Here is a 26,646-nt window from a genome sequence, read left to right as displayed (position 1 = left end):
ACCGTACGCGACTTGGCAAGAGACTCCAGCAGTTCCCGTTGACCGGTTTCGAGCACCAGCGGTGCGGCAGCACGCGTCACACGCACAGCCTACTAAACGGATAGCTATTTACGAAACAGAGCACTAGAGGGGGTACTTTCGGGCACCGTACGGCGGAGCGCCCCCAGCAACGCTTGATCGGCGCCGGCGGCGGCGGGCGACGCGCTGGCCGGCGCGGTCGCCCGCGAACACCGGCCCGACCAGCCCGGCACCGGCAGCATCGCGGCGGGTTCGGGGTTGAGCCGGCGGTGGTCCTAAGGTCACGGCGAGGTAACTGTGGGATACCTGGCCGCCAATGATCGCTAGCATCAATGGCCAACCAGGTGGCCTCGTCTGGAGTTAGGCGGAGGTTGGATGACTGTTCGGAGGAGGATGGCCGGACCCGTCGCGGCGGCAGGTGCGCTGGCCATCATCGCGAGCCTCACCACGGGCCTACCCTCGGTGGCACAGGCCGCACCGACGTCCGATGGCGCGCCGATCAGCCACGAGGACAACCCACGGGTTCCCGAAGGGGCGGCGTGGACGGAGGCGTACTTCCCGTCGTCGGACGGCAGCGGCGTCGAGCTGCACGCCGACGTGCTGCGTCCGGCACACCTGCCGGCGCATGCGAAGACGCCGGTGATCCTGTCGGTGGGTCCGTACTTCGCGCACGCCGGGGAGACCTCTCCCGGCGGCTTCGACCAGGTCGGTCCGTCGGGGCGCTTCCAGGACCTGATCGACGGCGCGCGGCTCATGGCGCGTGGCTACACCTTCGTGATGGTCGACCTGCGCGGCTTCGGCGGCAGCACGGGCTGCCTGGACTTCCTCGGCCCGGGCGAGCAGGCCGACGTTAAGGCGGCCGTCGAGTGGGCCGCGCGCCAGCCGTGGTCGACGGGAAAGGTCGGCATGTACGGCAAGTCCTACGACGCCAACACCGGACTGGCGGCCAACGTCCTCAAGCTCAAGCCGCTGCGGGCGGTCGTGGCCCAACAACCGACCTGGGACAGGTACAACTACCTGTTCAGCAACGGAGTGCCGCGCTCCAACGCGACCAGCAGCCCGCGCGGCTACTACTCGATCGCGACGATGGCGCCGCTGCCCGACGACAGCGACCGCTACAAGGCCAACGCGGAGTGGGAGAAGAGCCACCCCGAGTGCGAGATCGCCAACAACACCGACACTCAGAACCGCGACCCGAACTCGGCGTACTGGCGTGCCCGTGACTTCGCCGCCCGCGCTGCCGGCACCCGCACGCCCTTGTTCGTCACGTCGGGCTTCATCGAGCCCAACACCAAGCCCGAGGACATGCAGCAGTACCTGGCCAACCACAAGGGCCCGGAACGGGGCTGGCTCGGTCATTGGGAACACGTCCGCGGCAACGAGACCGACGACGAGGGCCGGCTCAAGATGGGCCGGGCCGGCTGGTTCGACGAGGTGATGCGCTTCTACGACCTGCACCTGCGGGGCATCGCACCGTCGGTGAAAGACCCGGCGTTCGCCGTCGCGGACAGTCTCGGCAACTGGCGCGCCCAGTCGACGTGGCCGGTGACGCACGACTCGTACACGGCGCGGTTGTCGCCCGGTCGGTACGTCGACGACGGCGGCCAGGCTGCGCAGCGCACCGCCGAGCCGATGACCGCGGGCTGGGACATCGAGCACGCGCCGGAGGCCGGTTCGCGGGCGGGTGCGCTGGCCGCCGACGCGCCGGGCAACAACTACTGGAGCTTCTCCACGGCAGCGGCGAAGCGGGTGCGCGTCACGGGCACCCCGGAGATCACCCTGAAGACACAGGGGGCGGGCAACGTCTGGGTGCGGCTGTGGGACGTCGCCCCAGACGGCCGGGCGACGATGTTCAACGAGATGGTGGCGGCGCTGGACGGCGACGGGTCCACGCGGTTCCCGCTGAAGGCGAACGACTGGACCTTCGAGCGCGGGCACCGGCTCGGGGTCCAGATCGGCACCATCACCTCGCGGGGCTGGCGCCCGGTCCCCTCGGGCCAGACCGTCACGGTCACCGACGCCCGGCTCGGCTTGGCGGTGCAGGATCCCCGGTTCGACTCGCCCACCCAGGGCGACCGGTCGCCGTATCTGGACAGCTACCTGGCGGCGAACACCACGACGCTCGACACCGTCGGCGCCCCGACCTTCCCGCTGCGCGTTTCGAAGCACCACTGACCAACCCCGGAGGCCTGTACGGTGCCAAAACTCGTTCAACGGGGGCTGTCTCGCCAACGGCACACCTCTCTTGTCAACCCGCCGGCAGCAGAGAGGTCTCCGTTGGCGAGACAGCCCCGGAACTACTACTGAGTCTGCTGTCGTGCACACCTGTGGTGGAGTTGTCCGGACCTCGTCGTCACGAGGGATGGGGAGCCTGATCGCCGTGTGGTCACGGTCGACGAGGAGTCAGCTCGCGCGGTGCAGCCGACGGCGGCAGGCGAGTAGGTGGCTGGCCAGGACAGCGGTTGCACTGGCGCGCACGCACACGTCGGCTCCTGCCCCAAGTACTGCGGCTATGGTGGCCGCCGGGCTTGATTCGTCGAGCAGCACTACCAGTTGTGGTCGGTGGGCGAGTTGCCGATCCATGGCGACGACTTCGTTGATGGTCGGGTGGACGAGCAGTACGAGGTCGCCGGATTTGATATTGGTGATGTCCTGGCTTGGTCGGATGGACCATGTGGCTGGTAGGTGCAGGCTCAGGCCGGCGACGCGGGTGATGTCACCGAACACCCAGATGGCTCCGCCGGTGTCCGACGCGTCGTTCATCGCGCTCTCCGTTGGCTGCGTGTCGTGGCCTCAGTCGGTTTTCGTGAGCGTCGACGCGGTTATCGAGCCGTCGGCGTCGGTGTCGCCGTCGGCGCTGACCTTGTCGCCGGCCTTGAAAGCCTTCAACTCGCCGGGAACCTGCACGTTCGTGTCGCCGTCGGTGCGGATGGTGATCACCTCGCCTGACTCTGTCTGTAGGTAGATGGTGGTGCCATCGACGAGTTTCACGGTTCCGGTGGTGGCTGCGGCTCGTCCTCGTCCGTCTTGGGTGCCGCCGCCGGGTGCGCCGCCGCCTGGGAAGGCGGTGGGTGGGGTGAAGCCGCCCTGTCCCCGGAACCCGCCTGGTCCTGTGCTGGTGGGTTGTGCGCCGAATGCTTTCTGTACCTCGATTCCGGCTACCAGGCCGCCGACGAGGAGTAGCGCGACGGCGAGGACGAGTGTTGTCCTGTTCCACCAGCGGCGGTTCGCCGCGGCGGCGAGTTCGACGTCCAATGTGGATGCAGTCACAAGGTTCTCCTGGGGTTATTCGTAGCGGAGGGCGTCGATGGGACGGAGCCGGGCTGCCCGGTTGGCAGGCACGCTGCCGAAGAAGAGCCCGATCGCGACCGATACGCACAGGGCGAGCGCGATCGAGCTGGGCACGATGACCGGTCGGACGCCGACGATGGTGAAGTTGCTGCCGATGTAGGCGGCGGCGACGCCCAAGCCGCCGCCGAGCAGGCTCAGCATGGTGGCCTCGGCCAGGAATTGGGTAAGGATGGCCCGTCGTGGTGCGCCGAGGGCTTTGCGGATGCCGATCTCGCGGGTGCGTTCGGTGACCGTGACGAGCATGATGTTGGTGATGCCGATGCCGCCGACCAGCAGGCTGATGCCGGCGACGGCGCCGAGCAGGGTGGTGAACGTGTCGGCCGTCTCGGTCTGGGTCTGCAGGAGCTGGGACGCGTTCTGGATGCGGTACGGCTGGGTGTTCGAGGTGGCGGGCGTCTGGATTCGCTGGGACAGGATTAGGGAGGCCTGTGCCTGCGCGTCCGTCACCTTCTCCGGGGTACGGGCCTCGACCACGATCGAGGTGAGCGCCCCGTAGCCGGTCAGTGCCTGCTGGACCGCGGTCAGTGGTGCGATCGCGACGTCGTTGGCGTCCATGAAGCCGGAGGCGCTGCTCTTCTCGTCCAGTACGCCGATGACCGTGAACAGGGCACCGTTGGCGGTGATCTCCTTGCCGACGGGGTCGACGCCGGGGAACAGTTCGTCGGCGACGGTCTGCCCGATCACCACGACGGGGCGGCCCTGTGTGACGTCGTCGGCGGTGAACGTCGCGCCGGCGCCGACCGGCGAGTTCGACGCGGCGAAGTAGCTCGGGGTGCTGCCGACGAGTTGTTGTGCCGAGTAATCGGTGCCCTGGTAGGTCAGGGTCGCCTGGGTGCTGGTCACGGGTGACACCGACGCGATGTCGGGGGCGAGGACGGGGTCGTCGAGCGCGTCGGCGACGGTCGGGGTGAGGGCGTCGCTGCCGCCGACACCCTGCACGGTCAGGGTTTTGGTGCCCAGTGCCTCGATCCGGTCGGCGACCTGACGGGCGGAACCGTTGCCGACGGCGACCAGCAGGATCACGGCCGCGACGCCGATCAGGATGCCGAGCATGGTGAGGCCGGAGCGGAGTTTGTTGGCGCCGATCCCGCGTACCGCGAACCGCAGCACCTCGAGGATGCTCATGCCGGCACCCGCTGCTGTAGGACGTCGGTGACGAGCTGGCCGTCGACGAGCCGGATCAGGCGGCTGGCGCGGGCGGCGACGTCGTCCTCGTGGGTGATGAGCAGGATGGTGCGGCCGGCGGCGTGCAGGTCGTCGAAGATGCCGAGGATGTCCTCGGTCGACCGGCTGTCGAGGTTGCCGGTCGGTTCGTCGGCGAGCACCAGGGCGGGCTCGGTGACCAGGGCTCGGGCCACCGCGACGCGCTGCTGCTGGCCGCCGGAGAGCTGGTTCGGCTCGTGGTCTGCGCGCTGGGCGAGCCCGACCAGGTCCAGGGCGGCTCGGGCCCGTCGACGGCGCCCGGCCGCCTTGATCCCGGCGTAGGCCAAGGGCAGTTCGACGTTGGCGACCGCAGTGGTGCGGGGGATCAGGTTGAACGACTGGAAGACGAAGCCGATACGTCGGTTGCGGACCAGGGCGAGTTGGCGGTCGTTGAGCCGGCTCACGTCGACGCCGTCGAGCACGTACTGGCCGGTGGTGGGGATGTCGAGGCAGCCGAGGATGTTCATCAGGGTCGACTTGCCGGAGCCGGACGAACCCATGATCGCCACGTATTCGCCGCGTGCGACGGTCAGCGACACGCCGCGTAGTGCGTGCACGGTCGCGGCGCCCTGGCCGTACACCTTCGTGACGGCGCGTACGTCGAGGACGGTCACCGGCCACCTCCGAGCCGTCCGCCGCCGGGCGGGCCTCCGCCGCCGGGGAACCCGCCGCCGGGTCCCGCTCCGCCGCCGGGGAAGCCGCCGCCGGGTCCCGCTCCGCCGCCGGGGAAGCCGCCGCCCGGGGATGTCCCCTGGTTGGACGAGTTGCTCGGCGTGTCGATCAGGACCTGCTCTCCGGCGGTCAACCCGGACGTGATCTCGGTCGTGTTGTCGCCTTCGAGGCCGACTTCGACCGCGCGGACGGTTCGTTGGCCGTTCTCCATCACGGTGACGGTGTGCCGGTTGCCCGCGCTGGTGACGGCGGCCGAGTTGACGTAGACGACGTTGGCGGCCTGGCCGACGGTGACCGACACGTTGACGCTCTGGCCGGCGCGTACCCCGTCGGGCAGGTCGTCGAGGGTGAACGTGACCCCGTAGGTGACGACGTTGTTCGCCGTCGTCGCGTTCGGGTCGACGGCGGCGAGCTTGGCCGTGGACCGCGCCTCGGGTAGGGCGTTCCAGGTGACGGTGCCGGTCTGGCCGGTTTTGAGCTTCGTCGCGTCCGCCTCGGCGATCGACGCGAAGACCTCCAGCCGGGTCAGGTCGGCGATCTCGATGAAGCCGGCCACCGACCCGGACCCGGTGTCGCCGCCGCTGTTGGAGGTGCCGCCCGGTGCGTTGCCGCCGCCGTTCGTGTTGTTGTTGTTGTTGCCGGTGCCGCCGTTTCCGGAGGCGGATCCGCCGACGGTGCCGTTGACGGCGGTCACCGTGCCGGCCATCGGCGCCTTGAGGGTGGTACCGGCGACGGCGTCCTCGGCCTCGTCGACGTCGAGTTCGGCCTGGTCCACCTGCGCCTCGGCCTCGGAGGTGTCGCCGTCGGCATCCTGCGCCCGGTCGAGCGCGGCCTGCGCGGCGTCGAGGTTGGCCCGGGCGGCGTCGAATTGCCGCCGCGCGGCGGTGTCGTCCACCACCGCCAGCGCCTGGCCCTTGGTCACCTTGTCGCCGACCTGCACCCGGATCGCGGTGACGGTGCCGGAGGTGGCGAACGTGGCCGTCGCCGTCGAGGCGCTACGGACGCTGCCGGCGGCGGAGACCGTCGCGGTGACCGTACCGTGGGCCGCGGCGACGGTGCGGCTACCGCCGGAGCCCGGCTCGGCGGCCTCTGCGGTGCTGAACGACGTGTACGCCCAGGTGGCCGCGCCGGCCACGGCCAGGGCGAGGATGACGTTGACGATCAGGGCTGGCGACGTCCGCAGTCTCGGAAGCGACGGCCTGCGCAGCCTCGGGAGGGTGTGGCGCATGCGCGACAGCTTGCAGGAGGCGGCTCGGAGCAAGCCCCGCGCTAGCTCAAAGCTGACTGGGAACCGGTGGGCAGCAGCACCCGGAACGCGGCCCCCTGGCCGGGGCTTGTCTCCAGTTCGACCCGGCCGCCGTGACCGTGCACGATCGCGGCGACGATCGACAGACCGAGCCCGGAGCCGCCGTTGCTGCGGGCGCGGCTCGGATCGGCCCGGTAGAGCCGCTCGAAGACCCGGCCGGCGTGTTCCGGTGGCAGGCCGGGGCCGTTGTCGGCGACCTCGAACACGGCGAGCGGCGTACGCGGTGGCGGCTCCTCGCCGACCGTCGCGGCCGTGTGACGGCGGGGCCGGTAGGTGGCGAGCCGGCCGACCCGTACGGTGATGTCGGTCTGCGGCGGTGTGTGCTGCAGCGCGTTCGCGACCAGGTTGGTGGCGACCTGGCGTAGTCCGTGCTCGTCGCCGAGGACCGTCACCGGGTCGAACGCGCACTGGTCGCCGCCGAAGCTGGCCAGCCGGACCGGGCGGTCGGGGCGGCGGGCGTGCGCGTCGCGGATCGTGTCGGCGGCGATCGCGAGCAGGTCGACCGGGCGCCGCTGCGGCTTCCTCTGGCGGTCCAGCCGGGCCAGCAGCAGCATGTCCTCGACCAGCAGCCCCATCCGGGCGGCTTCGCCCTCGATCCGGGACATCGTCTCGTCGAGTAGCCGTCCGGGCGGCGCTCCGCCGCGTCGGTACAGCTCGGCGAAGCCGCGGATCGAGGTGAGCGGGGTGCGCAGCTCGTGCGACGCGTCGGCGACGAACTGCCGGAGTCGCTGCTCGGACGCGGTCCGCGCGGCGACCTCCGACTCGATCCGGTCGAGCATCGAGTTCAGCGCGATGCCCAGCCGGCCCGACTCGGTGTGCGGGTCGGCGTCGTCGACGCGGTGGGTCAGGTCGCCGGCGGTGATCGCGGCGGAGGTGCTCTCCATCCGGATCAGTGGGCGCAGGCCGATCCGGACCACCGCGGCGGCGACCAGCGCGAGCAGGAACAGCACGACGAGCATCACGACCAGGTCGATGGCGAGCAGCAGGTCGGCGGTCGCCTCGACCTGTCGGAGCGAGATCGCCGGTACGGCCACTCCGCCGTCGGGTTGGGTGACCACCGCCACCCGCCAGTGGTCCTCGCCGTCGACGGACTCCACGGTGAACGGCCCGTCGTCCGCCTTCTCCCGCAGCGCGGCGAGCGCCCCCACCTCGGGTGGTGAGATCTCGTCGGGCGACGGGGACGGCAGCCGGCGGCCGGCGGAGTCGAAGACCAGGATGGTGCGATACATGTCGAAGCGGCCCCGGGGGAACGGGCTGTCGCCGGCCTGGTCGGGCGGGAACGGGCGGGCCGCGACGTGCCGCATCCCGGCGAGCTGGTTGTCGATCTGGTCGGTGAGGTACTGACGCAGCAGCACGATGCCTGCCGCGTTCGACACGACCAGGGCGACGGCGCTGAGCGCGGCGACGGCGACGACGAGGCGGGACCGCAACGTCCACTGTCGCCACCTGGGCATTCTCATTCGTCCGGGGGCCGGCGCAGCGCGTAACCCACACCACGGACCGTGTGGATCAAGGGCGGCTCCCAGCAGTCGATCTTCTTACGGAGGTAGTAGACGTACGACTCGACGATCCGGCCGTCGCCGCCGAAGTCGTAGTTCCAGACCCGGTCCAGGATCTGCGCCTTGCTCACCACCCGGCCCGCGTTCACCAGCAGGTAGCGCAGCAGGTTGAACTCGGTCGGCGACAGGTCGACCAGCCGGCCGCCGCGACGCACCTCGTGCGCGTCCTCGTCGAGCTCGACGTCGGCGTACCGCAGCACGCCGGTGTCGCCGTCCGGCTCGATGCGGCTGCGACGCAGGATCGCCCGGATGCGCAGCACCACCTCCTCGAGGCTGAACGGCTTGGTGACGTAGTCGTCGGCGCCGACGGTCAGGCCGGAGATGCGGTCCTCGACCGCGTCGCGGGCGGTCAGGAACAGCACCGGAACGTGGGGGCCCGGCCCGGCCCGCAGCCGCTGCGCGACCTGGAACCCGTCGAGGTCGGGCAGCATCACGTCCAGCACCACCAGGTCCGGCTCGAACTCGACCGCCGCCGCCAACGCCTCGTACCCACCAGCGGCGACCCGTACGTCGAACTCGATGAGCCGCAGCGTCGCCGACAGCAGGGCACAGATATTGGGCTCGTCGTCGACGACGAGCACCCGGGTCAACCGTCCAGCCACGTCATCCCTTCTATCGGAGCTACCTCAGAATTAGCTGGGACTTCCCTCGACGCCGGCTGTGACCACCTCGTCGCCCCCGACCAGCCCAGTCTTGATCTCCGTGTACCGGTCGCCGCGCAGCCCGACCTCGACGGCCCGGGCCTGATCGCCGGCGGCGGTCCTGACCATGACGGTTCCGTCGCCGCGCACCGCCGTCGAGGGCACCCGCAGCACCCCGGTGACCTCACCGGTACGCACCCGCACGTTCGCGCTCTGGCCCACCAGAAGCTCCGCCGGAACCGTCTCGAAGGCGAGGACGACGCCGTAGCGCACCAGGTCGCCGTCGGCGGCGCCGACCGGGTCGACCCGTACGACCCGGGCGGTGAACTCCTCGTCCGGCCGGTTCGCGAGCGTGATGGTCGCGCTCTGGCCGATCTTCAGGCGGCCCGCGTATGCCTCCGGGACATCGGCGGCCACCTGCATGCCCGCCACGTCGGCGAGGGTGACGAACGTGCCGCCGGTGCCGACGTCGGCACCCACCGCGCCGGCCACCGTGAGCACCTTTCCGCCGATCGGCGCCTTGATCTTCGTACCGGCCAGCCGGTCCTCCGCCTCGGCGAGCGCGACCTCGGCGCTCGTCACCCGCTGCTGCGCTGCGAGTACTGGATCCCCGGCCCGCTGACCGGAACACTCGGCACCCCGGCCGCCACCCGGCGCCTGACCGTCCGGTACCTGACCACCTGGTACCTGACCACTGCCGGGTGCCTGGCCGCCAGCGGAGTGGGGTGGCTGGCTCGCCGACGGCTGGCCGGCGGGCGGTCGAGTTGACCGGGTCGGCGACGGCGACGGCTGGCTGCTCGGTGACACCGACGGCGTGACCGACGGCGACGGCGGCGCGCCGCGACCGGCGACCATGCCAACCTCGACGGCCTGCCCGGTCCGGGGTGCGGAGACGGGGCAGGCGCCGGCCCCGCCGTCGGCCGCCTTCTCCGCGTCCTGCAGGGCCTCCTCCGCGTCGTCGAGCGACTTCTGCGTGTCGGCGACCCGCTCCTCCGCGCCGGTGGCGTCGATCTCGGCGAGTACCTGACCAGTCTTCACCTGATCTCCGGGGCGTACGTTGACCGCCGTCACCGTGCCGTCGGCGGCGAAGCCGAGCGTGCGCGTCTGTGCCGGCTCGAGGGTTCCGGTCGTCGCGACAGCCGTGACCACCTCACCCCGGTCAACCCGTACGGTGTCACTCCCGTCCGTCGGGGCCGGCTCTGCCCTGTGCAGCGTCCACGCCACCGCAGTGCCGATCACGACCAGCGCGGCGACGCCGCACATGGCGAGCCGGCCGCGGCCACGCCATCTTTTCCGGAACAAGCCCATGAGCGGCGAGTATCGGTGCCTCACCTCGCAGGTGGCTGAGCCGTACCTCGGAGTTCCCTCAGAGTCGATTCGAAGGGTTCTTTGAGCTTGGTCTGACCTGGCCCGGAGGTAGTGGCGGTTGCATTGGCCAGCGTGCCGCGTTTCCCGATCCGGCGGCACGACGAGGATGGAGGACCTGTGTCTCTGCGCACGCGACAGTCTCCCCGCCCGCGATGGACGCTGGCGCTGGCCGCCGGGTCGGCGGCGCTGCTCCTGGCGGCCGGCTGCGGCTCGGACGGCGACGGCGGATCCAGCGACCCCGGCCAGGACCCCACAGGCGCGCCGAACGGAGCCTCGGCATACCTCGACTGCCTCCGCGACCAGGGCATCGACATCTCGAACACCTTCCCCTCCGGCCGACCCAGCGCGTTCCCCTCCGGCCGGCCGACCGCGTTCCCCTCGGGCCGACCCAGCGGCTTCCCATCCGGGCGTCCCACCGCGTTCCCGTCCGGTGGGCCGGGCGGCGGCCGGATGGGTGTCTTCCGCCCAGAGGGAGTCGACGACGCGACCTGGCAGAGGGCTCAGGAAGCCTGCGCATCGGTGCGGCCCAGCGGCGGCCCGGCAGGCAACGGCCCCGGCGGCCAAGACGGCCCGGGCGGCGGCAACCGCGACGCCAGCGCGGCGTACCGCAACTGCCTCGCCGACCGGGGTGTCGACCTGCGGGCCAACCCGGCTACCAGGGACCCGAAGGTCGCCGAGGCCATGCAGGCGTGTGACGTGCTCCGCCCGACCGCAACCACCACGCCGTAGGCCCAGGTTCGGTCCGATCGGCAGGAGCGCGCAAATCCGCAGCTCGCGTGCTGCGCCCCGCATCGTCACCCGTGGCTACGGGGCCCATCGACTCCGCTGTCCCGCTGTTACCGACATCGGTCGGGCGGATCCGGGACCGGCACCGCTCCGTAGCTGCACGCCGCTTGCGGCCGGTGGTGTGCCTCCAAGGCACACCACCGGCCGCAGGGTTCTGCGTCCCGTCGCCCGGTTAACACCTCACCCGCTGGTGATGACGCTGTCGGTGGCGAGATGCGACGTCCGTTGCCGGAGGAGCGTCTTCAGTTGCTCGACGTCCGCCGTCGTCTTCTGCTCGTCGTAGCCGTCGACGGTGGACAGCACCTTGGTGATGCTCTCGATGGCGTTCAACGCCGTCCCGTCCGCGTAGATCTTCTGGTAGAGGTCGCGGTAGGCGTCCTCGTACACCGGCTTGAAAGCGGCGCTGGCAAGGAAACGTTCCTTGAGCTTGTTGCCGCCGAGACCGCCCGGCCGACCCCGCCCACCGGCGGCGTCGCCGTCCGGACGCGGCATACCCTCCGGTAGCTGCATGCCGTCCGGCAGTTGCATGCCTTCCGGTGGCTGGAAGCCCCCGGGTGGAGCGGCTCCGGCCTGCGGGAACCGGCCGCCCATCCTTCGTGAGCTGTTGCAGCAGCCCACCCTCACCAGTCAGCTTCAGCCCGTCACCACGAGCCCGATCGACCAACATTGCGATCAACTGCTCGTCCGTGACCGCACCCGACGGCTCGGCAGCCGGCTGTCCCACGGTGGTCTCGGTCGTCATCTGGCGTCTCTCCCTTGATCGGTCGATCAGCCGTTATTTGTACAGTCCCAGGAATTCCGCCGGACGGCCGGTTGCAGGAGGGTGCGGATGATCGGATGGCTTGATGATGTCTGGTCCCGAACACGCCTGGTGCAGGTCGTCGAAGGGGGTGAGGATGGTGGTCCTCTTCCCGATCGTGCGGTTCTGGCCGAGCTACGCGGGGCTGGGACGGCCGAGGCGTTGCGTGTGTTGACCACGACGGGCCGGTTCACCGGTGACATCTGTCGTTGTCGGGGTGGGCCGACGCTCGTGCTCCGCGACAGCGGGGGCGAGGTGTTGGGCATCATGGTTACGGCTCGGTCAGTTGGGAGCGGTCGCGGTTCCGTAACGACCCCGCCGTGGCGGATCCGGCGGCGCTCCACCTGTTTCTGGCCGGGCACGGGGTGCCGGGCCAACTGGCCTGCTTCGTGGCGCCGCTGGCCGACCTGTTGAACCTGCACGAGGGTCGCCCGCAGTTCCGCCCGCCGGGAAAGTCGGCAAGCGGTACCTGGTCGAGCGCCGGATCCCTGACGTGTTGCACCCGGTGTTGGTCACGGTCACCGGTCAGCAGGCCGGCGAGCTGTCCGATGCGCGGATCGACGACGTCCGTCGACGGCTCACCGACGCCATGCCGTCGCTCACCGGCCGGGCGGCGATCCTGTTGCCCTGGCTGGGCCGGCTCCCGATCCCGGCGGAGGCGTTGTGGGGCGAGGGTGTCCTGGTACGGCGGCTGCTCGCCGATCTGACGCTGCCTGACGTCGCGGCCGCGGCCGCCGAAATCCGGACCGGACACGTCGCGATGGGTGTGGTCAACCTGGTCATGCACTCCGGCGACGACGGCACGCTTGCCACGGCCGTCGGTCCGACGCTGCCGCAAATGTTCCCGCCCGCATCCGCGGCCAGCACCGTACGGTGGCCGTGGCCGTGGCCGTGGCCGTTGCCGTGGGCGTGGGGGAGCGCGCCCACGGCTGGACCGTGGACCGGGTCTGTGGATAGGGCACGATGCCCAACCCATCACACTCGACTGACCGGTGGTGGCTTGCGGTGTGCCACTCATCGCGGCCGTCAGGTGCGAGGCGACCGGAGCGTACGGCCGCCGCGAGGGGCAACCAGGTGGGTGATCACGTCGTACCCGCCGCGTAGGGTCATCCGGTGGACGTGTACGACATCGCCGCCGGCCTGCCCGGCATCGACGTGCTGCGGCAGCGGTGCAAAGCGCTGGCCGTGCTGGAGTGTGTGATTGACGGTGGCGCGCCGTACTACGTCTACACGCAGTGGGGTGACGACGAGGCGGCGCTGATGAGCAACGACGGCGGTGATGAGTGGGCGGTCGTGTTCACCGGCGATGGCGCGTTCATCCGGGTCTTCGACCACGAGTCGGCGATGTCGCCGTACCGCGATCCGGACCGCGGGGTGTGGCCCGGCCTGACCGACGGCATCCCGGCGGTGTTGTCTCCGCAACTGAAGGAACCCGCGTTCTCTGACGAGTCGGGAAGGTTCCTCGCCACCGCCGTGCTGTGGCGGCTGGCCGGTGACGACCGCTGGGGCGCCGGTGCGGGCATCACCTTTCCTCCGTCGCGCGGACCGTACGACCCCGGGCCGGACGGCTCCGCGATGCTGGAGATCCTGCTGGACGACATCGTCGACCGGTTCGTCGAGTTTGCCGGCGACTACTACGAGATGGAGGTGGACCGTGTGGTGGTCGAGCACGTCGTCGCACACCGGCCGCTCAGCGACGCCGTGGTACGGGCGCTGAACCCACACGCCACCGTCGCCGATCTCCGAAGAGACGTCGCCGCGATCGGTTACCCGGTCACCGTGATGTAACCGACCTGGTACGCCACCGCGGCGTAGCGAGCGAGTCGCGGCATGAGCGTGCGTGGGCCGCCGTGGTACTGCTCGTGTTGGTCATGTGGGATAGAGGCGGGCCATCGCCTGGATCGTGTCGGTCATGCGGGCGACGAGCTGCGCGGGGGCGAGAACCTGGACGTCCGCGCCGAGCCGGAGCAGGGTCGCGGCGGTGTGTGGCACGTTCTCCAACGGGATGGTGGCTTGGCGCCAGCCGTCCGGGTCGGCGGGCGTAAGGGTGCGCCGCGCCAGCCGGGCGGCCTTCGGACCGAGGACGTCGGGGAGGGCGGTGACCCCGTTCGGCGTGAGGCGTACGGTGGCGACCTCGTCGGTGTCGGCCCGCTCGTACCGTTCGACGTGCGCCCGCCAGAACTCGGGCAGATCGAAGCCGTCAGGCCGGGCGAACCGCTCGGGCAGCGGCCGCAGGTCCACGATGGCCGAGACGCGGTAGGTGCGTGGCTGGCCTCGTCCGGCGGCGATCAGGTACCAGACCCCGGCCTTGAGTACGAGTCCCAGCGGGTGCAGCCGCCGGGTGACCTCGCCGGGCCGGGGTGCCCAGCGACGGTACCGGACCTCGATGGCCTGGTCCTGCCAGAGTGCCTCGGCTACGGCGAGCAGGTGCGGCACCGTGTCGGGCTGCCGGTACCAGCCGGGTGCGTCGAGGTGGAACCGCTGCCGGATGCGTATCGACGCATCCCGGTACGGGGTGGGCAGCGCCGCCATCAGTTTGAGTTCGGCGGCGGCCACCTGGGCGCCCAGGCCCAGTTCGGCGGCTGGCTGCGGCATGCCGGTCAGGAACAGCGATTCGGCCTCGTCGGCGGTCAGCCCGGTCAGTCGGGTGCGGTAGCCGTCCATGAGTTGGTATCCACCGGTGGGGCCCGATTCGGCGTAGATCGGCACGCCCGCCGCGGCGAGGGCCTCGACGTCGCGGTAGACGGTCCGGGCGGTGACACCGAGTTCCGTGGCCAGCTGTGCGGCGCTCATCCGACCCCGATTCTGCAGCAACAGCAGCAGGGACAACAGTCGACTGGCACGCATTTGGGAAAGTCTGCCAGGCCACTGACAGAAGATGTCAGGGGTAGCCCGCCATGATCGTCGTCATGAACGACTTCGACTTCTTCATCGGCTCGTGGAACGTGGTCAACCGTCGGCTCAAGACGCTGTTCGCCGGCAGCGACGACTGGGAGACCTTCCCCGGCACCACAACCTGCCGGTCGATCTTCAACGGCGCCGGCCACGCTGAAGAGATCATCTTCCCGACGCTCGGCAGCCGTGGCTTCACCCTGCGCCTGTTCGACGTCGAACGAAAGGAGTGGTCGATCTACTGGGCAAGCAGCCGTACCGGCCTGCTCGACCCGCCGGTCGTGGGCACCTTCACCGACGGCCGGGGCGACTTCTACGGCGACGACACCTACGACGGCAAGCCGATCAAGGCACACTTCATCTGGTCCGACATCACACCCACCTCGGCGCGGTGGGAGCAGGAATTCTCCGCCGACGGCGGACAGACCTGGGAATCGAACTGGGTCATGGAGTTCACCCGCGCGTGACAAAGCGGCTCGGCCTGGAAGGGTCGAGCCGCGCCCCTACCGGCCGCCCTCACTCGCCCGAGCGGTCAGCGACGAGCGAACGCCCGCACATCGGCTGCCAGCGCACTCGCCCCCCGCTGCTGTCGCCGCTGGACGAGGGTGGTGGGGAGCAAATTGGGAGCAGGAGGGCGCTCCCAACAGCGCCGAACGGCGCTCAACCCGTCTGAGCTGCTCTAATCCGCCCCGCACCTACCAGGGGTACTCGTATCCCTGCTGGTCGGAGGGTTGCGGATCGTCCCTTGACACGGAAGAGGTCTGGTTCAAATCCAGTATCGCCCACCAGCTATATAAGCAGGTCGTGCGGTTCGTTGCCGGATCTTCGGTAACGAACCGTTCTAATTGTGCTCCTTACGTTGGGAGCAAATTGGGAGCAGGTGACGCGCCGGCTTTCGGACGGCCGTCGTCGTGGCCGGGTGGGACGGAGCCCCGTGGCCGTTGCTCGACGGGGGATCGCACGGCCCGACCTCAGTCGGCACCGTCTTCGCCCCGTGGCCGTTACGCATGTTGGCCCGCCGGCCAGTCGTCTCGTCAACGCCAGCCTCCGTGCCGTTGACGGTACGTGGGCCAGTTCGGTCTCAACTCATCCGGTGAGCCTGGGACGGCATGACCCTGATGGGGCGGACATGCTGAAGCCCTCCCGATGACGGGCGGACTGTCAGCGTCCGCTCTGGGAGGGCTTTTCAGCGGAAGTAGTGGTCAGGTGATGACCGAGCCGGGGGAGTAGAACGTTCCCCTGAGCGGAGGATAACCGTCGTTCCACGTTACCGTGGCCGCCATCACACTCTGGACGAGGCCGGAGGCTCCGTTGAAGGGCACGCTGTGACTGCAGGTCGTAGATGGGCCAAGAGTCACCGGACAGGTCTTCACCGGGGCGAGGATGATGCCGTGCTGGGCAATGCCGATCTGCATGAAGATGGCGTCGGTCTCGGTCGCCAACCCGTTGTCGTCGGTCCACCGGCAGGCAACGGCCCAGGTCACGTTGAGGTAGCCGTTGTACACGGTGACGTCATTGCCGTAGCTGACATGACAGAGGATCGGCGCACCGGGTGCCTGCACGCTGATGGCGGAAGGATCGCTGAACGCGGCGCGTGGGCCGAGTGCTTGTGCGGCGGCCGGCGTGGTGCTCAGGGTGAGGCTCGCCAGCGAGGCGGCGAACACGACGACGAGAAGACGAAAAGATCGTAGACGTCGCAGTTTCATGAGGCTCCTTGTAGCTTGCGAGTGAGTCGTAGCCGTGGTGCCTGGTCGACATCCGTCGACTTTCGCGGTGGCTCAGGGACGCACATGGTGAACCTCCATTCCGGCGCTGCGGTCGCTGTCCCTGTGGCACGGAGCAGTCGAGTCGATGGTCGGTACGGCGAGCCGATACCGATCACCCAGTCGACAGTTGCGACTGCGTAAGGGCTACCAGTGACGATGCGGTCATCGACTGGATTCCTACTGAACACCGACTGGACGCCAGGATCGTTGAGGCCGACCAGAGCGGTCAGCCAGGGGCGGTGGGTCGAGCAACATGCTGCTGCAGTACTCGGCACACCGGTTCCGGTTCCACGACCTGCTCCGGCTCTACGCCGACAAGCTGGTCGAGGCGGAGAGCAGCCGGACCCGACACGACGCCTTCGCACGGCTGCTGGCCTCGTACGCCGAGCGGGTGACCGCCGCGATGGACCGGGCGCTGCCCCAGATGGTGCGGCTCGCCGGCCATCCCCGGCCGGAGGGCCAGTTCCCGGACGAGAAGCGGGCAGCGGCCTGGCTCGCCGCCGAGGCGACCGCGCTGGTGCTGCTGGCCGAGCAGGCCGGCCGGGACGGCGGGCTCGCCGACTTCGCCTGGCGGATCGCCGACCAGCTGCGCGGCTACCTCCTGGTCAACCCGCACGTCGACGGCTGGACCCGGATCGTCGGGGCCGGCTGGTCGGCGGCGGAGCGTTCGGCCGACCGCCGGGCGCGGGCGGCGATGCTGATGTCCAGGGGGCAGGCCCGGAGCATGGTCGGTCGCGACCTCGAAGGTCTCGACGACGCGCTCACCGCCCTGCGGCTGGCGCAGGAGTGCGGCTGGGACGCGGCGGCAGCCTACCTTTCCCACAACGTCGGCTGGCAGTACTACGAGTTCGGCCGGCTCGCCGACGCCGAGACGTGGTTCGGCCGAACTCTCGACCTGACCGCGCACGAGCCCCTGGGGCACATCCGCGCGGCGGTCCTGAACGGCATCGGCATGAACATGCTCGACCGTGGCCGCTACGAGGACGCCGCGACGAGCCTCACCGCCGCCCTGGAGATCAACAACGCGACGGGGCGCGAGCGTTCCGCGCTGGTCAACCGGGGAAACCTCGCGAGCGTACTCCGGCAGCGTGGTGAACTCCTCGACGCGGCCGAGCAGCTCGACACCGTCCTGCGCAGGCACCGGCGGCGCGGCGACCTGCGCGGCGAACTCTCCACCCTGGACGACATGAGTCGGCTGGAGATCGACCGGCGGAACCTCGCCACCGGGTTGAGCCTGGCCCGGCAGGCACACGATCTCGCGGTCGAGACGTACGACCGGCGGGCCCAGACGATGACCGCCGGCACGCTCGGAAACCCGCTCCGGGAGAACAGCGAGATCGCGCAGGCGCTCGACGTACTCCGGGACGGGGTTGCGATGGCGAGGCGGCACTCGTACCGCTATCTGGAGACCAGGGCACGGGTGGGCCTGGCCCGTGCCCTGGCGCTGGCCGGTGAGCCGGATGCGGCGTGACACGAGGCCGGCCGGGCCGAGCGGGTCGCCCACGACCTGGGGTTCGGGACGCTCGCGACGGAGGCGAGGACGATCGGGGCGGACCCGCCGGCTCCCGACTAGCCGGTGACGCCGACCAGCCGGTAGTAGCCCAGCGGGGGCTTGAAGTCGACGCTCATGTATCCGATCCCCGCCGCCGGGGTCATGGCCGAGTACAACTGCCCACCGCCCGCGTACTGGCCGACGTGGCCGTCGTAGAAGACCAGGTCCCCGATTTTGAGCTGGCTGCGGCTGACCCGGATGACGTCGCGGCTCTTCAGGTTGGTGAGGTCGGCATTGTTGTTGTTGGCCTCCGAACGCGCCCAGTCGTACTGCTGCGCCGACGACCTGACGCCGCCCCAGCCGGGGAAGTTGACCACCCGTTCGTAGGCGAACTTGACCAGGCCCGAGCAGTCGAACGCGTCCGGACCCTCGGCGCCCAGGACGTAACGCTTGTCGATCTGGTTGAGGGCGTACTGGTAGGCGAGCCGGGTGTAGTTGTAGGTCTTCTTCGTCACCGAGCACGCGGTGCCCTGCGCGCTCGTACCGTTGCTGACCTTCACCTCCAAGTGGTTGAACTGGGCGATCCCGGCCGGGTCCCAGGACATGCCGCCGCCGCTGGCGGAGGCGCCGTAGCCGCCGTCGACGCCGAACACCACCTCGTCGTTCCGGAAGACCCAGCTCCGGCCGTCGCCGGAGTCGTCCCTGGCGGCGATCTTGATCAACGGCGACTTGCCGTCCGAGCTGGTGTCGGTCAGTTCCCAGTGCACCTTGGCGGTGCGGGTACCCTCCCACTCGACCTGGATGACCGCGCGGGCACCCGGGCAGCCGACCGGGATCTCCAGGCTCGGGTTGCCGATCGGCGCGGCCGAGGCCGGCGCGGCCATGGCGACGCTGGTGGCCAGGAACACCGGTATGGCGAGCAGTATCGCGGGAAGTGACCGGCGTCGCCGGCCGGGCGTCTTTGTGAGCATTCGACTCTCTCCCTCGGTTCGTCCGTCCTGTGATCGGACGTCAGGGAGACTAGGAATCCGGCTGGCGCCGCCGATTCCCGTACCTCACCCGTACCGGGACGCCTGTACCGCGCCAGAACTCGTCGCACAGGCTGTGAGCTGGGAGTTCTCGGCTCGGTTTGATGATCGTCGGTATGGTCGTGCGGTTGCTGTACCGGGGAATGATCCACCTGTTCACCGGATCGGGGCTACTGATCCCGGGCGACAGAGCGCTGCTGGTCGAGGTCCTCGCGCTACGGCACGAGGTGGCGGTGCTACGCCGCCAGGTTCCGGTCCGGCCGGGGCTGTCCTGATCGGACCGGGCGATCCTGTCCGCCCTCGCCCGCCTGCTGCCCCATCGGATACGGGTACACCGGATCGTCGGCCCGGCCACGTTGCCGAACTGGCACCGACGGTGCAGCTGGGACACCATCCGGTATGGTCCTCGTCGGGAGAGCGGCGCCCTGCCCGGTCGCGAACACCCACGCCCTGGCCGACAGCTTCGGCGGTACGTCGACGATCTCCTCACCGTCGGCGAGTAGCCGGTCGGCGATGTGTCGGACGATGCCCTCGCAGCCCCCGATAGCAACGCTACTTCGAGCAGTGCAAACCTCTCTCCGCCCTGGGGCGACGCCCGGGCCGCGCAGGCCAGATGAGAGCCACACGACCGGCGTGGGCAGCCGAAATGAGAGAGCGACAGCCCGGGCGCCTCGACCGAAGCCTGGCCGGACCACGGTCGCAGGTCAAGGAAACCAGTAGCCGATGAGCGGACATGTCGCGCCCGCTCAAGCCGAGATCAGCGCGTCCGAGGGAGGTCCTATGATCGACACCAAGTTATGTCGAGTCGAGGGGACAGCGATGGGCATAGTCCACGTATTCGTTCGGGCAACCGAAGAGGAATTGGCACGCGCAGTCGCCGATCCGACGAGCTTCGAAGGGACGTCAGGCCGTCCCCCGGATGAGATGGCGGACCTTGACAAGGCGTTGCCAGACATCCAGGAGCTCCTCGTCGAAGCGGACATCAAGGTCGACCTGGAACTGGGCGGCAAAATGATCTTCCCCTACGGCAACAACACGGACTTCGTCATGGTCTGGAGCGTTGACGACGTCGCCGACACCGCCGAACAACTCCGCAACGTGCCGTTCGACCGGCTGGCCGCCTTCGTTGACGACCCGGACCTCGTTGACGACCCGGACGAGCTCGACTACCTGAAGGAATACTACGAGGACATGGTCGGCTTCTTCGTTGCGGCGGCGGAGGCTCGCGCAGGCGCTTTCATGATCACGGCTTAGCGTCACTGCACATCTCTCGCGATGAGCGCAGTGAGCGTCTTTTCCACGAACATCCGAGGAAGGAGCCTGGTGGCCGTGGGGCGACGGGGACCCGGCATCTCCCTGCTCCAGGTGCCTCTGCCGGTCGGGTGTTGTCTCGCGGACGGGTGAGACAGGTCCGGGTCGGCGGGTACGGCGTTGTTCTGTCGGAGGCGGCGGGCGTAGCAGGCGGCGTACGGCACCCTGTTGGGCCTGTCGAGGGCCCGGCGCGACCGACGACGAGACCTCTCGTAAGACGAGACTTCCCGTACCAGGCCCAAACCAAATTTAAACCAGCATAATAATCATTAGCTGGACATATGGCGTTGATTCTGGTCCGAGTGCGGTGACGGCCGTCTTGTGTCGGAGGGGTTGCCCATTGCCTGGTCCTCGGCGGCGCCCGCGCCCAGCGGCGGACTACAGGGCAGGCTGGTTGAACAGCCGGCCGGTCCTGTTGTTCGCGTTCGCGTTCGCGGTGATGGCCGATCCGGTGTCCTCGGTGGCCTACGCGATCGAGGCGGCCTTGCGGGCGTTGGACGCCGACCTGTCGCTGCTTCTTCCGACGATGGCTCTCGTCGTGGGCCTGATCGGGCTGGTGATCCTGAACTATCACCAGTTGGTCGCCCGTTATCCGCAGGGCGGGGGCGCCGCCTCTGCCGCTGGGGAGGCCTTCGGTGAGGCGTGGGCGTTCATCCCGATCGGGGCGCTGATCGTGGACTTCGTCCTGACCATCGCAGTCAGCGCGTCCGCCGGGGCCGCCGCGTTGATCGCCTTCATGCCCGGCCTGGCGTCGTTCCGGGTTCCCCTGGCGCTGCTGCTGATCGTCGGGGTCGGCGGGCTGACCTGGTTCGGTCATCTCGGCCGGGCCGTGTTCGCGCTGATGACGGTCGCGTTCGTCGGCGTCGCGGTGGTCGTCATCGGCTACGCGACCCAGGCCACCCCGCACCCGACCGGACAGGTCACCGCCGTGGAGCCCCGTCCGGCGCTGTTGGCTGTCGCGTTGGCGTTCCCGGTCGCCATGGCCCTCGCCACCGGGGTCGAGGCGCCCTCATCGGCGATCGCCCAGCTCGGCCAACTCGACGACGCCGGACGGCGCCGCTTCGGCCGGGTCACCCTCTGGACGACCCTGGGCATCGTCGGGATCATCACTCTTGGCCTGACCACCCAGGCGGTCCGGCTGCGGGTCGGCGTCCCGCACCCGGACACCACGCAGGTCGCCGAACTGGCCCGGGTCGCCGCCCCGGCCCCGGTCTTCGCCGCGTTCCAACTGGTGACCACACTCCTGCTGCTCGCCGCCGCCAGCTCGTCCTTCCAGGCGGGCCCCGGCTTGCTGAAAGCACTGGCCCGACAACGGCAATCCGACGGAAGCACCTTGGGAATCCTGCCCGCCGTGCTGGCCCGCACGAACTCCCGCCACACCCCGGTCTGGGGAGTGCTGTTGTTCATGGTCGTGTCAGCGTTGCTCACCATCGCGGCAGGCGGCCGTGATCAGGAGCTCGTCCTGTTCTATGCCGTCTCGGTGTTCCTCAGTTTCCTCGCCGGACTCGGCGCGATGGCCGTCTTCTCCCGCCGTGAGCGGCGCCGAACACTGCTGGTGATCAACCTGCTCGCCGCCGTCGGGGTCGCCTTCACCCTGCTGGTCAACCTCTCCCGAGGTGATCCACTCGTCTCCCTCGCAGCGGCGTTGCTCATCGCCGCCGGCCTGTACTGGCTCTGGGTGCGATCCGGACGCCCGCGCGGAATCCGTCACGCGAGCGCGGAGTCCGGCTAGGTCCGGGGCATTTGGCCGGAGGTGGGACCTGGTTGCTGGTGGCGTCGGCCCGCCCCGCGAGGTACTGCGCCAGAGCGCGGATCCGGTGCGAGAGGTTGTCCCGCCGGCCTGTCGGTGGTCGGCGGGACGGGGTGGCGTGGTTCAGCTGGTCAGGTCGCGGCGGTTGAAGACGGTGGTGGCGATGAGGACGAGTACGGCGATGGCTGCGGCGAGGATGCCGAGGTCGGCCCATTGGAAGCCGTTACGCAGGGGTTCGTTGCCGATGTAGTAGTGGAACGGGGAGGCGTAGCGGAGGCCGTCGGCGCCGATCTGGGCGGCGAAGGTGTTCGCGGCGTAGGCGAGGACACCGACGCCGGCGCTGCCGGCGAGTGCGGCGGCGCGGCTGCCGGTGGCGGCGCCGACGGTGATGGCGATGCTGCCGAAGACGGTGGAGAGCAGTGCCAGTGCCGCGCACTGGGCGGCGAACTGTCCGATGCTGATGGTGTCGAGTTGGGCGCCGGGGCGGACCGCGAGCATGGCGAGCAGGACGAGGCCGGCGAGGGCGCTGGCGCCGATGGCGAGCGCGGCGCAGCGGTGGAGCAGGAGTCTGGTGCGGCTGACCGGGTGGGCGAGGAGGAGGTCGAGGTAGCCGGCTTCCTCGTCGCCGGCGATGGCGCGGGTGCCGGTGGCAATGCCGTAGATGACGGCGATCAGGGGCACGATGATGCCGAAGACGCTGGAGCCAAGGTAGCCGGCGGCGCTGGCGATGTCTTCCATGTTGAGGGCTTCGCGCAGAGCGGGGGAGAAGCCTTCGACGGCCTGGCCCATCGCCCCGTCGGCGACCTGCGGATAGAAGCCGGCGTACATCGTGCCGACCAGAGCGGTGCCGACGGCGAAGCCGGTGAGGCTGCGGCGGGAGTCCCAGAGGGTCTTGGTCAGGACGTTAGGCACGGCTGGGCTCCTTGGCGGCTTCGGTGGTCTGGTAGTAGGCGAAGAAGAGCTCTTCGAGGTCGGGTTCGCTGGCCCGCAGGCTGGCGACCTGGTGTCGGGCGAGGACCTGGATCAGTTCGTTGGGGTCGGTGGCCAGGGCGAACCGCGCGGTCGGGCCGTCGATGGTCAGGTCGGAGATGCCGGGGAGTGTGGCGAGGGCGGCCTGGTCGACCGGGTCGGTGAAGGTGATCTCGAACCGGTGTAGGGCGTGGTCGCGGAGCCGGGCGACGGTGTCGAGGGCGACGAGGCGGCCTTCCCGGATGATTCCGACCCGGTCGGCGACGGCCTCGACCTCGGTCATGATGTGCGAGGACATGAAGACGGTCTGTCCGGCGGCCTTGGCCTCGCGGACGAGGTCGAGGAAGGTCTGTTGGACGAGCGGGTCGAGTCCGGAGGTCGGCTCGTCGAGGATCAGCAGGTCGGGGCGGTGCATGAACGCCTGGACCAGGCCGACCTTCTGCCGGTTTCCCTTGGACAGTGCCTTGATTCTGGCGGTCAGGTCGAGATCGAGGCGGGCGGCGAGTTCTTCGATCCGCGCCCGGGGTACGCCGCCTCGCAGGTGGGCCAGGAAGGTCAGGCATTCGCCGACCCGCTGGCGGGGGTTGACCACGAAGTCGCCGGCGAGGTAGCCGATCCGACGGTGGAGTTCGACGGCGGGCTCGCGGGCGTCACGGCCGAACAGCCGGGCCTGGCCACTCGTGGGGCGGATGAGGTCCAGCAGCAGCCGGATGGTGGTGGACTTCCCGGCACCGTTCGGGCCGAGGTAGCCGAACACCTCGCCCTCGGCCACCGCCAGGTCCAGCCCGACCAACCCGCGGCGGGTTCCGTACGTCTTGGTCAGCTTCTCCAGCTGAATCACGTCTCCCATGACCGCCACAGTATCAAACTTTCAGAGATTTCTGAAACTTCGAAGCTGTTAGGATTTCGTCAAGACGAGTGACGGGAGGACCGGAGTGTCAGCCTTAAGTGATTCGGCGGAGCGCCTTGCCCTGACCCTCAGCCAAGGGGGGATGCAACGAATGACCGCGCGTGTGCTGGCGACGCTGCTTTTCACGGAGCGGGACACGCTGACCGCGGGCGAGCTCACCGAACTGCTGACCATCAGTTCGGGCAGCGTCTCGACGGCGTTGAAGTCACTGACCTCGGTGGGGTTGATCGAGAGGGTGCCCGCACCCGGCAGCCGCCGGGAACACTTCCGCTTCCGCGAGGGCGCCTGGGCGACCCTGATGTCGGAGCAGAACCAGCTGGTGAAGGTGATGCGGGAGGCCGCCGAGCAGGGCATCACGGCCACCGGTGAGGACAGCGCGGCCGGTCGCCGCCTGTCCGAGATGCGGGACTTCTACGACTACCTGTGGCGAGAGCTGCCGGCCGTGATCGACCGGTGGAAGGCCCAGAGATCGAGCCACTAGCCACGTCATGAGACGGCTGGTGCGACGCCGAAGACGGCGACGGCGCCGGACTCCTGGCGGTCGTCATGGGCCCGACAACCGGTCTTCGTCTGGTGGTCCAGTGACATCAGTCGTCGCAACGCCGAGCGGTGGCGGCCGCGGCGTCCGGACGCCTCGTGAGCAGCCGCCTTCGGCATCGACAGATGTGGTCAGGCTAGGGTCGTCCGGGCAGTTCCGCAGACGCGAGCCTTCCTGCGGGCGTGATGGGGTTGGCAACGGCTGGGAGACCGAGTGCGAAGGTGGCGTCGACGCTTACGACTGAGTGTGCTGGCTCAGTTTCAACAGCCAACCCAGGTGGTCGTGGGCGGGTTCGCCGCCGCGGTCGCGGTCGGCACCGCGTTGCTGTCGTTGCCGACCGCGACAGAGTCGGGACAGCGGACCGCGCTGGTTGACGCCCTGTTCACCGCCACCTCGGCGGTGTGTGTGACCGGGCTGGTCACGGTAGACACCAGCGGTCACTGGTCCAGGTTCGGCGAGATCGTCATCCTGGCACTGATCCAGGCCGGCGGGCTGGGGATCATGACGCTGGCGACCATGTTCACGGTGCTGCTCGCCGGGCGACTCGGCCTGCGGGGCAGGTTGCTGGCCCAGGTGGAGATGAAGACCCTCGGGCTGGGTGACATCCGCCGCCTGGTCCGCAACATCGTGCTGTTCAGTCTGGTCAGCGAGGCCATCGCAGCGGCAGTGCTGACTGTCAGGTTCGCGGTCGGCTACCACGAACCGTTTGGAAGTGCCGCCTACCACGGGGTCTTCCATGCGGTGTCGGCATTCAACAACGCCGGCTTCTCCCTCAACAGCGACAGCATGGTGCGTTATGTCGCCGACCCGTGGGTCACCCTGACCGTGGCATCGGCGATCATCATCGGAGGTCTCGGGTTCCCGGTGGTGTTCGAACTCGCTCGGAACTGGCGGCGCCCCAGGACGTGGTCGGTGATGACCCGCATCACCGTGTTTCTCACCGTGACGCTCCTTGCGACCGGCACCGCCGTGTTCACCCTCGCCGAGTACGCGAACCCGGCGACCCTTGGCCGGCTGGACGCGCCGGCCAAACTACTCGCCGGTTTCTTCCACTCGGTCAACACCCGCACGGCCGGGTTCAACAGCATCGACGTGTCGGCGCTGCGCCCGGAGAGCCTGTTCGCCACCGATGTGCTGATGTTCATCGGCGGAGGCAGCGCTGGCACCGCGGGTGGCATCAAGGTCACCACCTTCGGACTGCTCGCGTTTGTCATCTGGTCGGAGATGCGCGGCGAAACCAGGGTCAACGTCGGCCGCCGCCGGATTCCGGAAACCAACCAACGCCAGGCGCTCACCGTCGCGCTGCTGGGAATCGGTGCGGTGACGGTCTCCACGTTCGTACTGTTGGCCCTGACCGCCCACAGCTTTGACCGGGTGCTGTTCGAGGTGGTCTCCGCCTTCGGCACCGTCGGCCTGTCCACCGGCATCACCACCGATCTGCCGCCGGCCGCGGCGCTGCTCCTCGTCGGGCTGATGTTCCTGGGCCGCACCGGACCGTTGACACTCGCCTCCGCGCTCGCGCTGCGGGAACGCACCCGCCGGTTCGAACTTCCCGAGGAAAGGACGATCGTTGGCTGACGAAACGGAAGAGATGGTCGTGGTGGTCGGGCTCGGTCGTTTCGGCGGTGCGCTCGCCCTGGAACTGCACCGCCAGGGCACCGAGGTGCTCGCCGTCGACCACCGGCCGAAGGTGGTACAGAGCTTCGCCGGGCAACTGCCGCACGTCGTGACCGCCGACACCACCGACATCGAGACGTTGCGGCAACTCGGCGTACCGGAGTTCCCCCGCGTGGTCGTGGCGATCGGCACCGACGTCGAGGCCAGCATCATGACCACCTCGCTGCTGGTCGATCTGGAAATCCCGGACATCTGGGCCAAGGCGATCAGCCGGCAGCACGGCAAGATCCTGCAACGGATCGGCGCCCACCACGTGGTGCTACCCGAACACGACATGGGAGAGAGGGTCGCCCACCTGCTCACCGGCCGCATCCTCGACTACATCCAGGTCGACGACGACTACGCCATGGTCAAAACCAAACCTCCGCGGGATGCGGTCAGCGTCCCGCTGCGCCAGTCCCGGCTCCGCAGCCGGTACGGCGTGACCGTCGTGTCCGTCAAGAGACAGGCCGACGGACGGGAAGCCACATTCACCTACGCCACCCCGGAAACCGTGTTGATGTACGGCGACATCGTCCTCGTGGTGGGCCGGATCAGCGACGTCGAGCGATTCGCCAACGCCCACTGATCAGACGGACCGGCGCGGCGTTTGCCCGCGCAGGACGTGTTC

25 protein-coding genes are annotated in these 26,646 nt (G+C 69.3%); 11 read left to right on the top strand and 14 right to left on the bottom strand.

The genetic code is table 11. The features are described from left to right. Positions 1-393 precede the first annotated feature (393 nt). Positions 394-2,193: a CocE/NonD family hydrolase gene (locus ABGB21_RS33090; RefSeq protein ID WP_347681162.1), complete on the top strand. Its 1,800-nt coding sequence runs from the start codon at positions 394-396 to the stop codon at positions 2,191-2,193. A gap of 228 nt (positions 2,194-2,421) precedes the next feature. On the opposite strand, the gene ABGB21_RS33085 is transcribed toward ABGB21_RS33090, so the two are convergent. From ABGB21_RS33085 to ABGB21_RS33050, 8 genes are read right to left on the bottom strand one after another with little or no spacing between them, the layout of a single operon-like run. Then, positions 2,422-2,781 carry a hypothetical protein gene (locus ABGB21_RS33085; RefSeq protein ID WP_347658534.1) on the bottom strand — a complete coding sequence of 120 codons (360 nt, stop codon included), beginning with the start codon at positions 2,779-2,781 and terminating at the stop codon, positions 2,422-2,424. A 30-nt stretch (positions 2,782-2,811) separates the two neighbouring features. Beyond that, the gene (locus tag ABGB21_RS33080) at positions 2,812-3,273 is read right to left on the bottom strand and encodes a hypothetical protein (protein WP_347658535.1); all 462 of its coding nucleotides are present in this window, start codon (positions 3,271-3,273) and stop codon (positions 2,812-2,814) included. 30 nt (positions 3,274-3,303) lie between these two features. After that, positions 3,304-4,494 carry an ABC transporter permease gene (locus ABGB21_RS33075; protein WP_347658536.1) on the bottom strand — a complete coding sequence of 397 codons (1,191 nt, stop codon included), beginning with the start codon at positions 4,492-4,494 and terminating at the stop codon, positions 3,304-3,306. Continuing rightward, a complete protein-coding gene (locus ABGB21_RS33070; protein ID WP_347681160.1) occupies positions 4,491-5,186 on the bottom strand; it encodes an ABC transporter ATP-binding protein in 696 nt (231 codons plus the stop codon). Before ABGB21_RS33070 ends, ABGB21_RS33075 begins: the two co-directional genes overlap by 4 nt. Then, on the bottom strand, positions 5,183-6,472 hold the full coding sequence (locus ABGB21_RS33065) for an HlyD family efflux transporter periplasmic adaptor subunit (protein ID WP_347681158.1): 1,290 nt from the start codon (positions 6,470-6,472) through the stop codon (positions 5,183-5,185). The genes ABGB21_RS33070 and ABGB21_RS33065 overlap by 4 nt, the downstream gene beginning before the upstream one ends. 41 nt (positions 6,473-6,513) lie before the next feature. Continuing rightward, complete coding sequence (locus tag ABGB21_RS33060; RefSeq protein WP_347658539.1) at positions 6,514-8,004, bottom strand: HAMP domain-containing sensor histidine kinase; 1,491 nt, start codon at positions 8,002-8,004, stop codon at positions 6,514-6,516. 2 nt (positions 8,005-8,006) lie between these two features. Further along, entirely contained in the window at positions 8,007-8,711 is a 705-nt protein-coding gene (locus ABGB21_RS33055) for a response regulator transcription factor (protein WP_347658540.1), read from the bottom strand. A 30-nt stretch (positions 8,712-8,741) separates the two neighbouring features. Then, entirely contained in the window at positions 8,742-10,058 is a 1,317-nt protein-coding gene (locus tag ABGB21_RS33050; RefSeq protein WP_347681156.1) for an efflux RND transporter periplasmic adaptor subunit, read from the bottom strand. Between the two features lie 177 nt (positions 10,059-10,235). Here ABGB21_RS33050 and ABGB21_RS33045 point away from each other — a divergent pair, with 177 nt between their 5' ends. After that, positions 10,236-10,847 carry a hypothetical protein gene (locus ABGB21_RS33045; protein ID WP_347681154.1) on the top strand — a complete coding sequence of 204 codons (612 nt, stop codon included), beginning with the start codon at positions 10,236-10,238 and terminating at the stop codon, positions 10,845-10,847. 237 nt (positions 10,848-11,084) lie between these two features. Here the strand turns inward: ABGB21_RS33045 and ABGB21_RS33040 are convergent, their stop codons facing one another. Then, positions 11,085-11,432 (bottom strand): hypothetical protein, encoded by a 348-nt coding sequence (locus tag ABGB21_RS33040; protein WP_347681152.1) that lies wholly within the window; start codon positions 11,430-11,432, stop codon positions 11,085-11,087. Between the two features lie 1,384 nt (positions 11,433-12,816). On the opposite strand from ABGB21_RS33040, the gene ABGB21_RS33035 reads away from it, so the two are divergent. Continuing rightward, the gene (locus tag ABGB21_RS33035; RefSeq protein ID WP_347681150.1) at positions 12,817-13,491 is read left to right on the top strand and encodes a hypothetical protein; all 675 of its coding nucleotides are present in this window, start codon (positions 12,817-12,819) and stop codon (positions 13,489-13,491) included. A gap of 81 nt (positions 13,492-13,572) precedes the next feature. Here the strand turns inward: ABGB21_RS33035 and ABGB21_RS33030 are convergent, their stop codons facing one another. Then, the gene (locus ABGB21_RS33030; RefSeq protein ID WP_347658546.1) at positions 13,573-14,550 is read right to left on the bottom strand and encodes a WYL domain-containing protein; all 978 of its coding nucleotides are present in this window, start codon (positions 14,548-14,550) and stop codon (positions 13,573-13,575) included. A gap of 62 nt (positions 14,551-14,612) precedes the next feature. On the opposite strand from ABGB21_RS33030, the gene ABGB21_RS33025 reads away from it, so the two are divergent. After that, positions 14,613-15,062 carry a hypothetical protein gene (locus ABGB21_RS33025; RefSeq protein WP_347658547.1) on the top strand — a complete coding sequence of 150 codons (450 nt, stop codon included), beginning with the start codon at positions 14,613-14,615 and terminating at the stop codon, positions 15,060-15,062. Between the two features lie 735 nt (positions 15,063-15,797). On the opposite strand, the gene ABGB21_RS33020 is transcribed toward ABGB21_RS33025, so the two are convergent. Next, positions 15,798-16,301 carry a hypothetical protein gene (locus tag ABGB21_RS33020; protein ID WP_347681148.1) on the bottom strand — a complete coding sequence of 168 codons (504 nt, stop codon included), beginning with the start codon at positions 16,299-16,301 and terminating at the stop codon, positions 15,798-15,800. 313 nt (positions 16,302-16,614) lie between these two features. Between ABGB21_RS33020 and ABGB21_RS33015 the strand changes: the two genes are divergently transcribed. Further along, on the top strand, positions 16,615-17,832 hold the full coding sequence (locus ABGB21_RS33015) for a hypothetical protein (RefSeq protein ID WP_347681146.1): 1,218 nt from the start codon (positions 16,615-16,617) through the stop codon (positions 17,830-17,832). A gap of 98 nt (positions 17,833-17,930) precedes the next feature. On the opposite strand, the gene ABGB21_RS33010 is transcribed toward ABGB21_RS33015, so the two are convergent. Continuing rightward, positions 17,931-18,824: an NlpC/P60 family protein gene (locus tag ABGB21_RS33010; RefSeq protein ID WP_347657858.1), complete on the bottom strand. Its 894-nt coding sequence runs from the start codon at positions 18,822-18,824 to the stop codon at positions 17,931-17,933. A gap of 173 nt (positions 18,825-18,997) precedes the next feature. On the opposite strand from ABGB21_RS33010, the gene ABGB21_RS33005 reads away from it, so the two are divergent. From ABGB21_RS33005 to ABGB21_RS32995, 3 genes are all read left to right on the top strand, one after another. Further along, positions 18,998-19,156, top strand: a complete 159-nt coding sequence (locus ABGB21_RS33005; RefSeq protein ID WP_347657857.1) for a hypothetical protein — start codon at positions 18,998-19,000, stop codon at positions 19,154-19,156. Between the two features lie 505 nt (positions 19,157-19,661). Beyond that, positions 19,662-20,135: a DUF1877 family protein gene (locus tag ABGB21_RS33000; protein ID WP_347657856.1), complete on the top strand. Its 474-nt coding sequence runs from the start codon at positions 19,662-19,664 to the stop codon at positions 20,133-20,135. 451 nt (positions 20,136-20,586) lie between these two features. After that, positions 20,587-21,924 (top strand): amino acid permease, encoded by a 1,338-nt coding sequence (locus ABGB21_RS32995; RefSeq protein ID WP_347657855.1) that lies wholly within the window; start codon positions 20,587-20,589, stop codon positions 21,922-21,924. 141 nt (positions 21,925-22,065) lie between these two features. Here the strand turns inward: ABGB21_RS32995 and ABGB21_RS32990 are convergent, their stop codons facing one another. Then, on the bottom strand, positions 22,066-22,854 hold the full coding sequence (locus tag ABGB21_RS32990) for an ABC transporter permease subunit (protein WP_347657854.1): 789 nt from the start codon (positions 22,852-22,854) through the stop codon (positions 22,066-22,068). After that, a complete protein-coding gene (locus ABGB21_RS32985; RefSeq protein WP_347657853.1) occupies positions 22,847-23,761 on the bottom strand; it encodes an ABC transporter ATP-binding protein in 915 nt (304 codons plus the stop codon). The genes ABGB21_RS32990 and ABGB21_RS32985 overlap by 8 nt, the downstream gene beginning before the upstream one ends. Before the next feature lie 151 nt (positions 23,762-23,912). Here ABGB21_RS32985 and ABGB21_RS32980 point away from each other — a divergent pair, with 151 nt between their 5' ends. The 3 genes from ABGB21_RS32980 (at position 23,913) to ABGB21_RS32970 (ending at position 26,604) form a co-directional block, all read left to right on the top strand. Further along, on the top strand, positions 23,913-24,302 hold the full coding sequence (locus ABGB21_RS32980) for a MarR family transcriptional regulator (protein ID WP_347657852.1): 390 nt from the start codon (positions 23,913-23,915) through the stop codon (positions 24,300-24,302). A gap of 333 nt (positions 24,303-24,635) precedes the next feature. After that, positions 24,636-25,937, top strand: a complete 1,302-nt coding sequence (locus tag ABGB21_RS32975) for a potassium transporter TrkG (RefSeq protein WP_347681144.1) — start codon at positions 24,636-24,638, stop codon at positions 25,935-25,937. Further along, positions 25,930-26,604, top strand: a complete 675-nt coding sequence (locus ABGB21_RS32970) for a TrkA family potassium uptake protein (RefSeq protein WP_347657850.1) — start codon at positions 25,930-25,932, stop codon at positions 26,602-26,604. The genes ABGB21_RS32975 and ABGB21_RS32970 overlap by 8 nt, the downstream gene beginning before the upstream one ends. The last annotated feature ends 42 nt before the right edge of the window (positions 26,605-26,646 follow it).

It is taken from the genome of Plantactinospora sp. B24E8, assembly GCF_039871735.1.
GTDB lineage: Bacteria > Actinomycetota > Actinomycetes > Mycobacteriales > Micromonosporaceae > Plantactinospora.
The sequence above is the reverse complement of the archived record's forward strand: the minus strand, read 5'-3'. Positions and strand labels throughout refer to the sequence as shown.

Bases quoted from the DNA above. Each gene is read 5' to 3' on its own strand.
- ABGB21_RS33090 (WP_347681162.1), top strand. From the start codon at position 394: ATGACTGTTCGGAGGAGGATGGCCGGACCCGTCGCGGCGGCAGGTGCG.
- ABGB21_RS33085 (WP_347658534.1), bottom strand. From the start codon at position 2,781: ATGAACGACGCGTCGGACACCGGCGGAGCCATCTGGGTGTTCGGTGAC.
- ABGB21_RS33075 (WP_347658536.1), bottom strand. From the start codon at position 4,494: ATGAGCATCCTCGAGGTGCTGCGGTTCGCGGTACGCGGGATCGGCGCC.
- ABGB21_RS33065 (WP_347681158.1), bottom strand. From the start codon at position 6,472: ATGCGCCACACCCTCCCGAGGCTGCGCAGGCCGTCGCTTCCGAGACTG.
- ABGB21_RS33060 (WP_347658539.1), bottom strand. From the start codon at position 8,004: ATGCCCAGGTGGCGACAGTGGACGTTGCGGTCCCGCCTCGTCGTCGCC.
- ABGB21_RS33050 (WP_347681156.1), bottom strand. From the start codon at position 10,058: ATGGGCTTGTTCCGGAAAAGATGGCGTGGCCGCGGCCGGCTCGCCATG.
- ABGB21_RS33040 (WP_347681152.1), bottom strand. From the start codon at position 11,432: ATGCAACTGCCGGACGGCATGCAGCTACCGGAGGGTATGCCGCGTCCG.
- ABGB21_RS33030 (WP_347658546.1), bottom strand. From the start codon at position 14,550: ATGCGTGCCAGTCGACTGTTGTCCCTGCTGCTGTTGCTGCAGAATCGG.
- ABGB21_RS33025 (WP_347658547.1), top strand. From the start codon at position 14,613: ATGAACGACTTCGACTTCTTCATCGGCTCGTGGAACGTGGTCAACCGT.
- ABGB21_RS33020 (WP_347681148.1), bottom strand. From the start codon at position 16,301: ATGAAACTGCGACGTCTACGATCTTTTCGTCTTCTCGTCGTCGTGTTC.
- ABGB21_RS33015 (WP_347681146.1), top strand. From the start codon at position 16,615: ATGCTGCTGCAGTACTCGGCACACCGGTTCCGGTTCCACGACCTGCTC.
- ABGB21_RS33010 (WP_347657858.1), bottom strand. From the start codon at position 18,824: ATGCTCACAAAGACGCCCGGCCGGCGACGCCGGTCACTTCCCGCGATA.
- ABGB21_RS33005 (WP_347657857.1), top strand. From the start codon at position 18,998: ATGGTCGTGCGGTTGCTGTACCGGGGAATGATCCACCTGTTCACCGGA.
- ABGB21_RS33000 (WP_347657856.1), top strand. From the start codon at position 19,662: ATGATCGACACCAAGTTATGTCGAGTCGAGGGGACAGCGATGGGCATA.
- ABGB21_RS32985 (WP_347657853.1), bottom strand. From the start codon at position 23,761: ATGGGAGACGTGATTCAGCTGGAGAAGCTGACCAAGACGTACGGAACC.
- ABGB21_RS32980 (WP_347657852.1), top strand. From the start codon at position 23,913: ATGACCGCGCGTGTGCTGGCGACGCTGCTTTTCACGGAGCGGGACACG.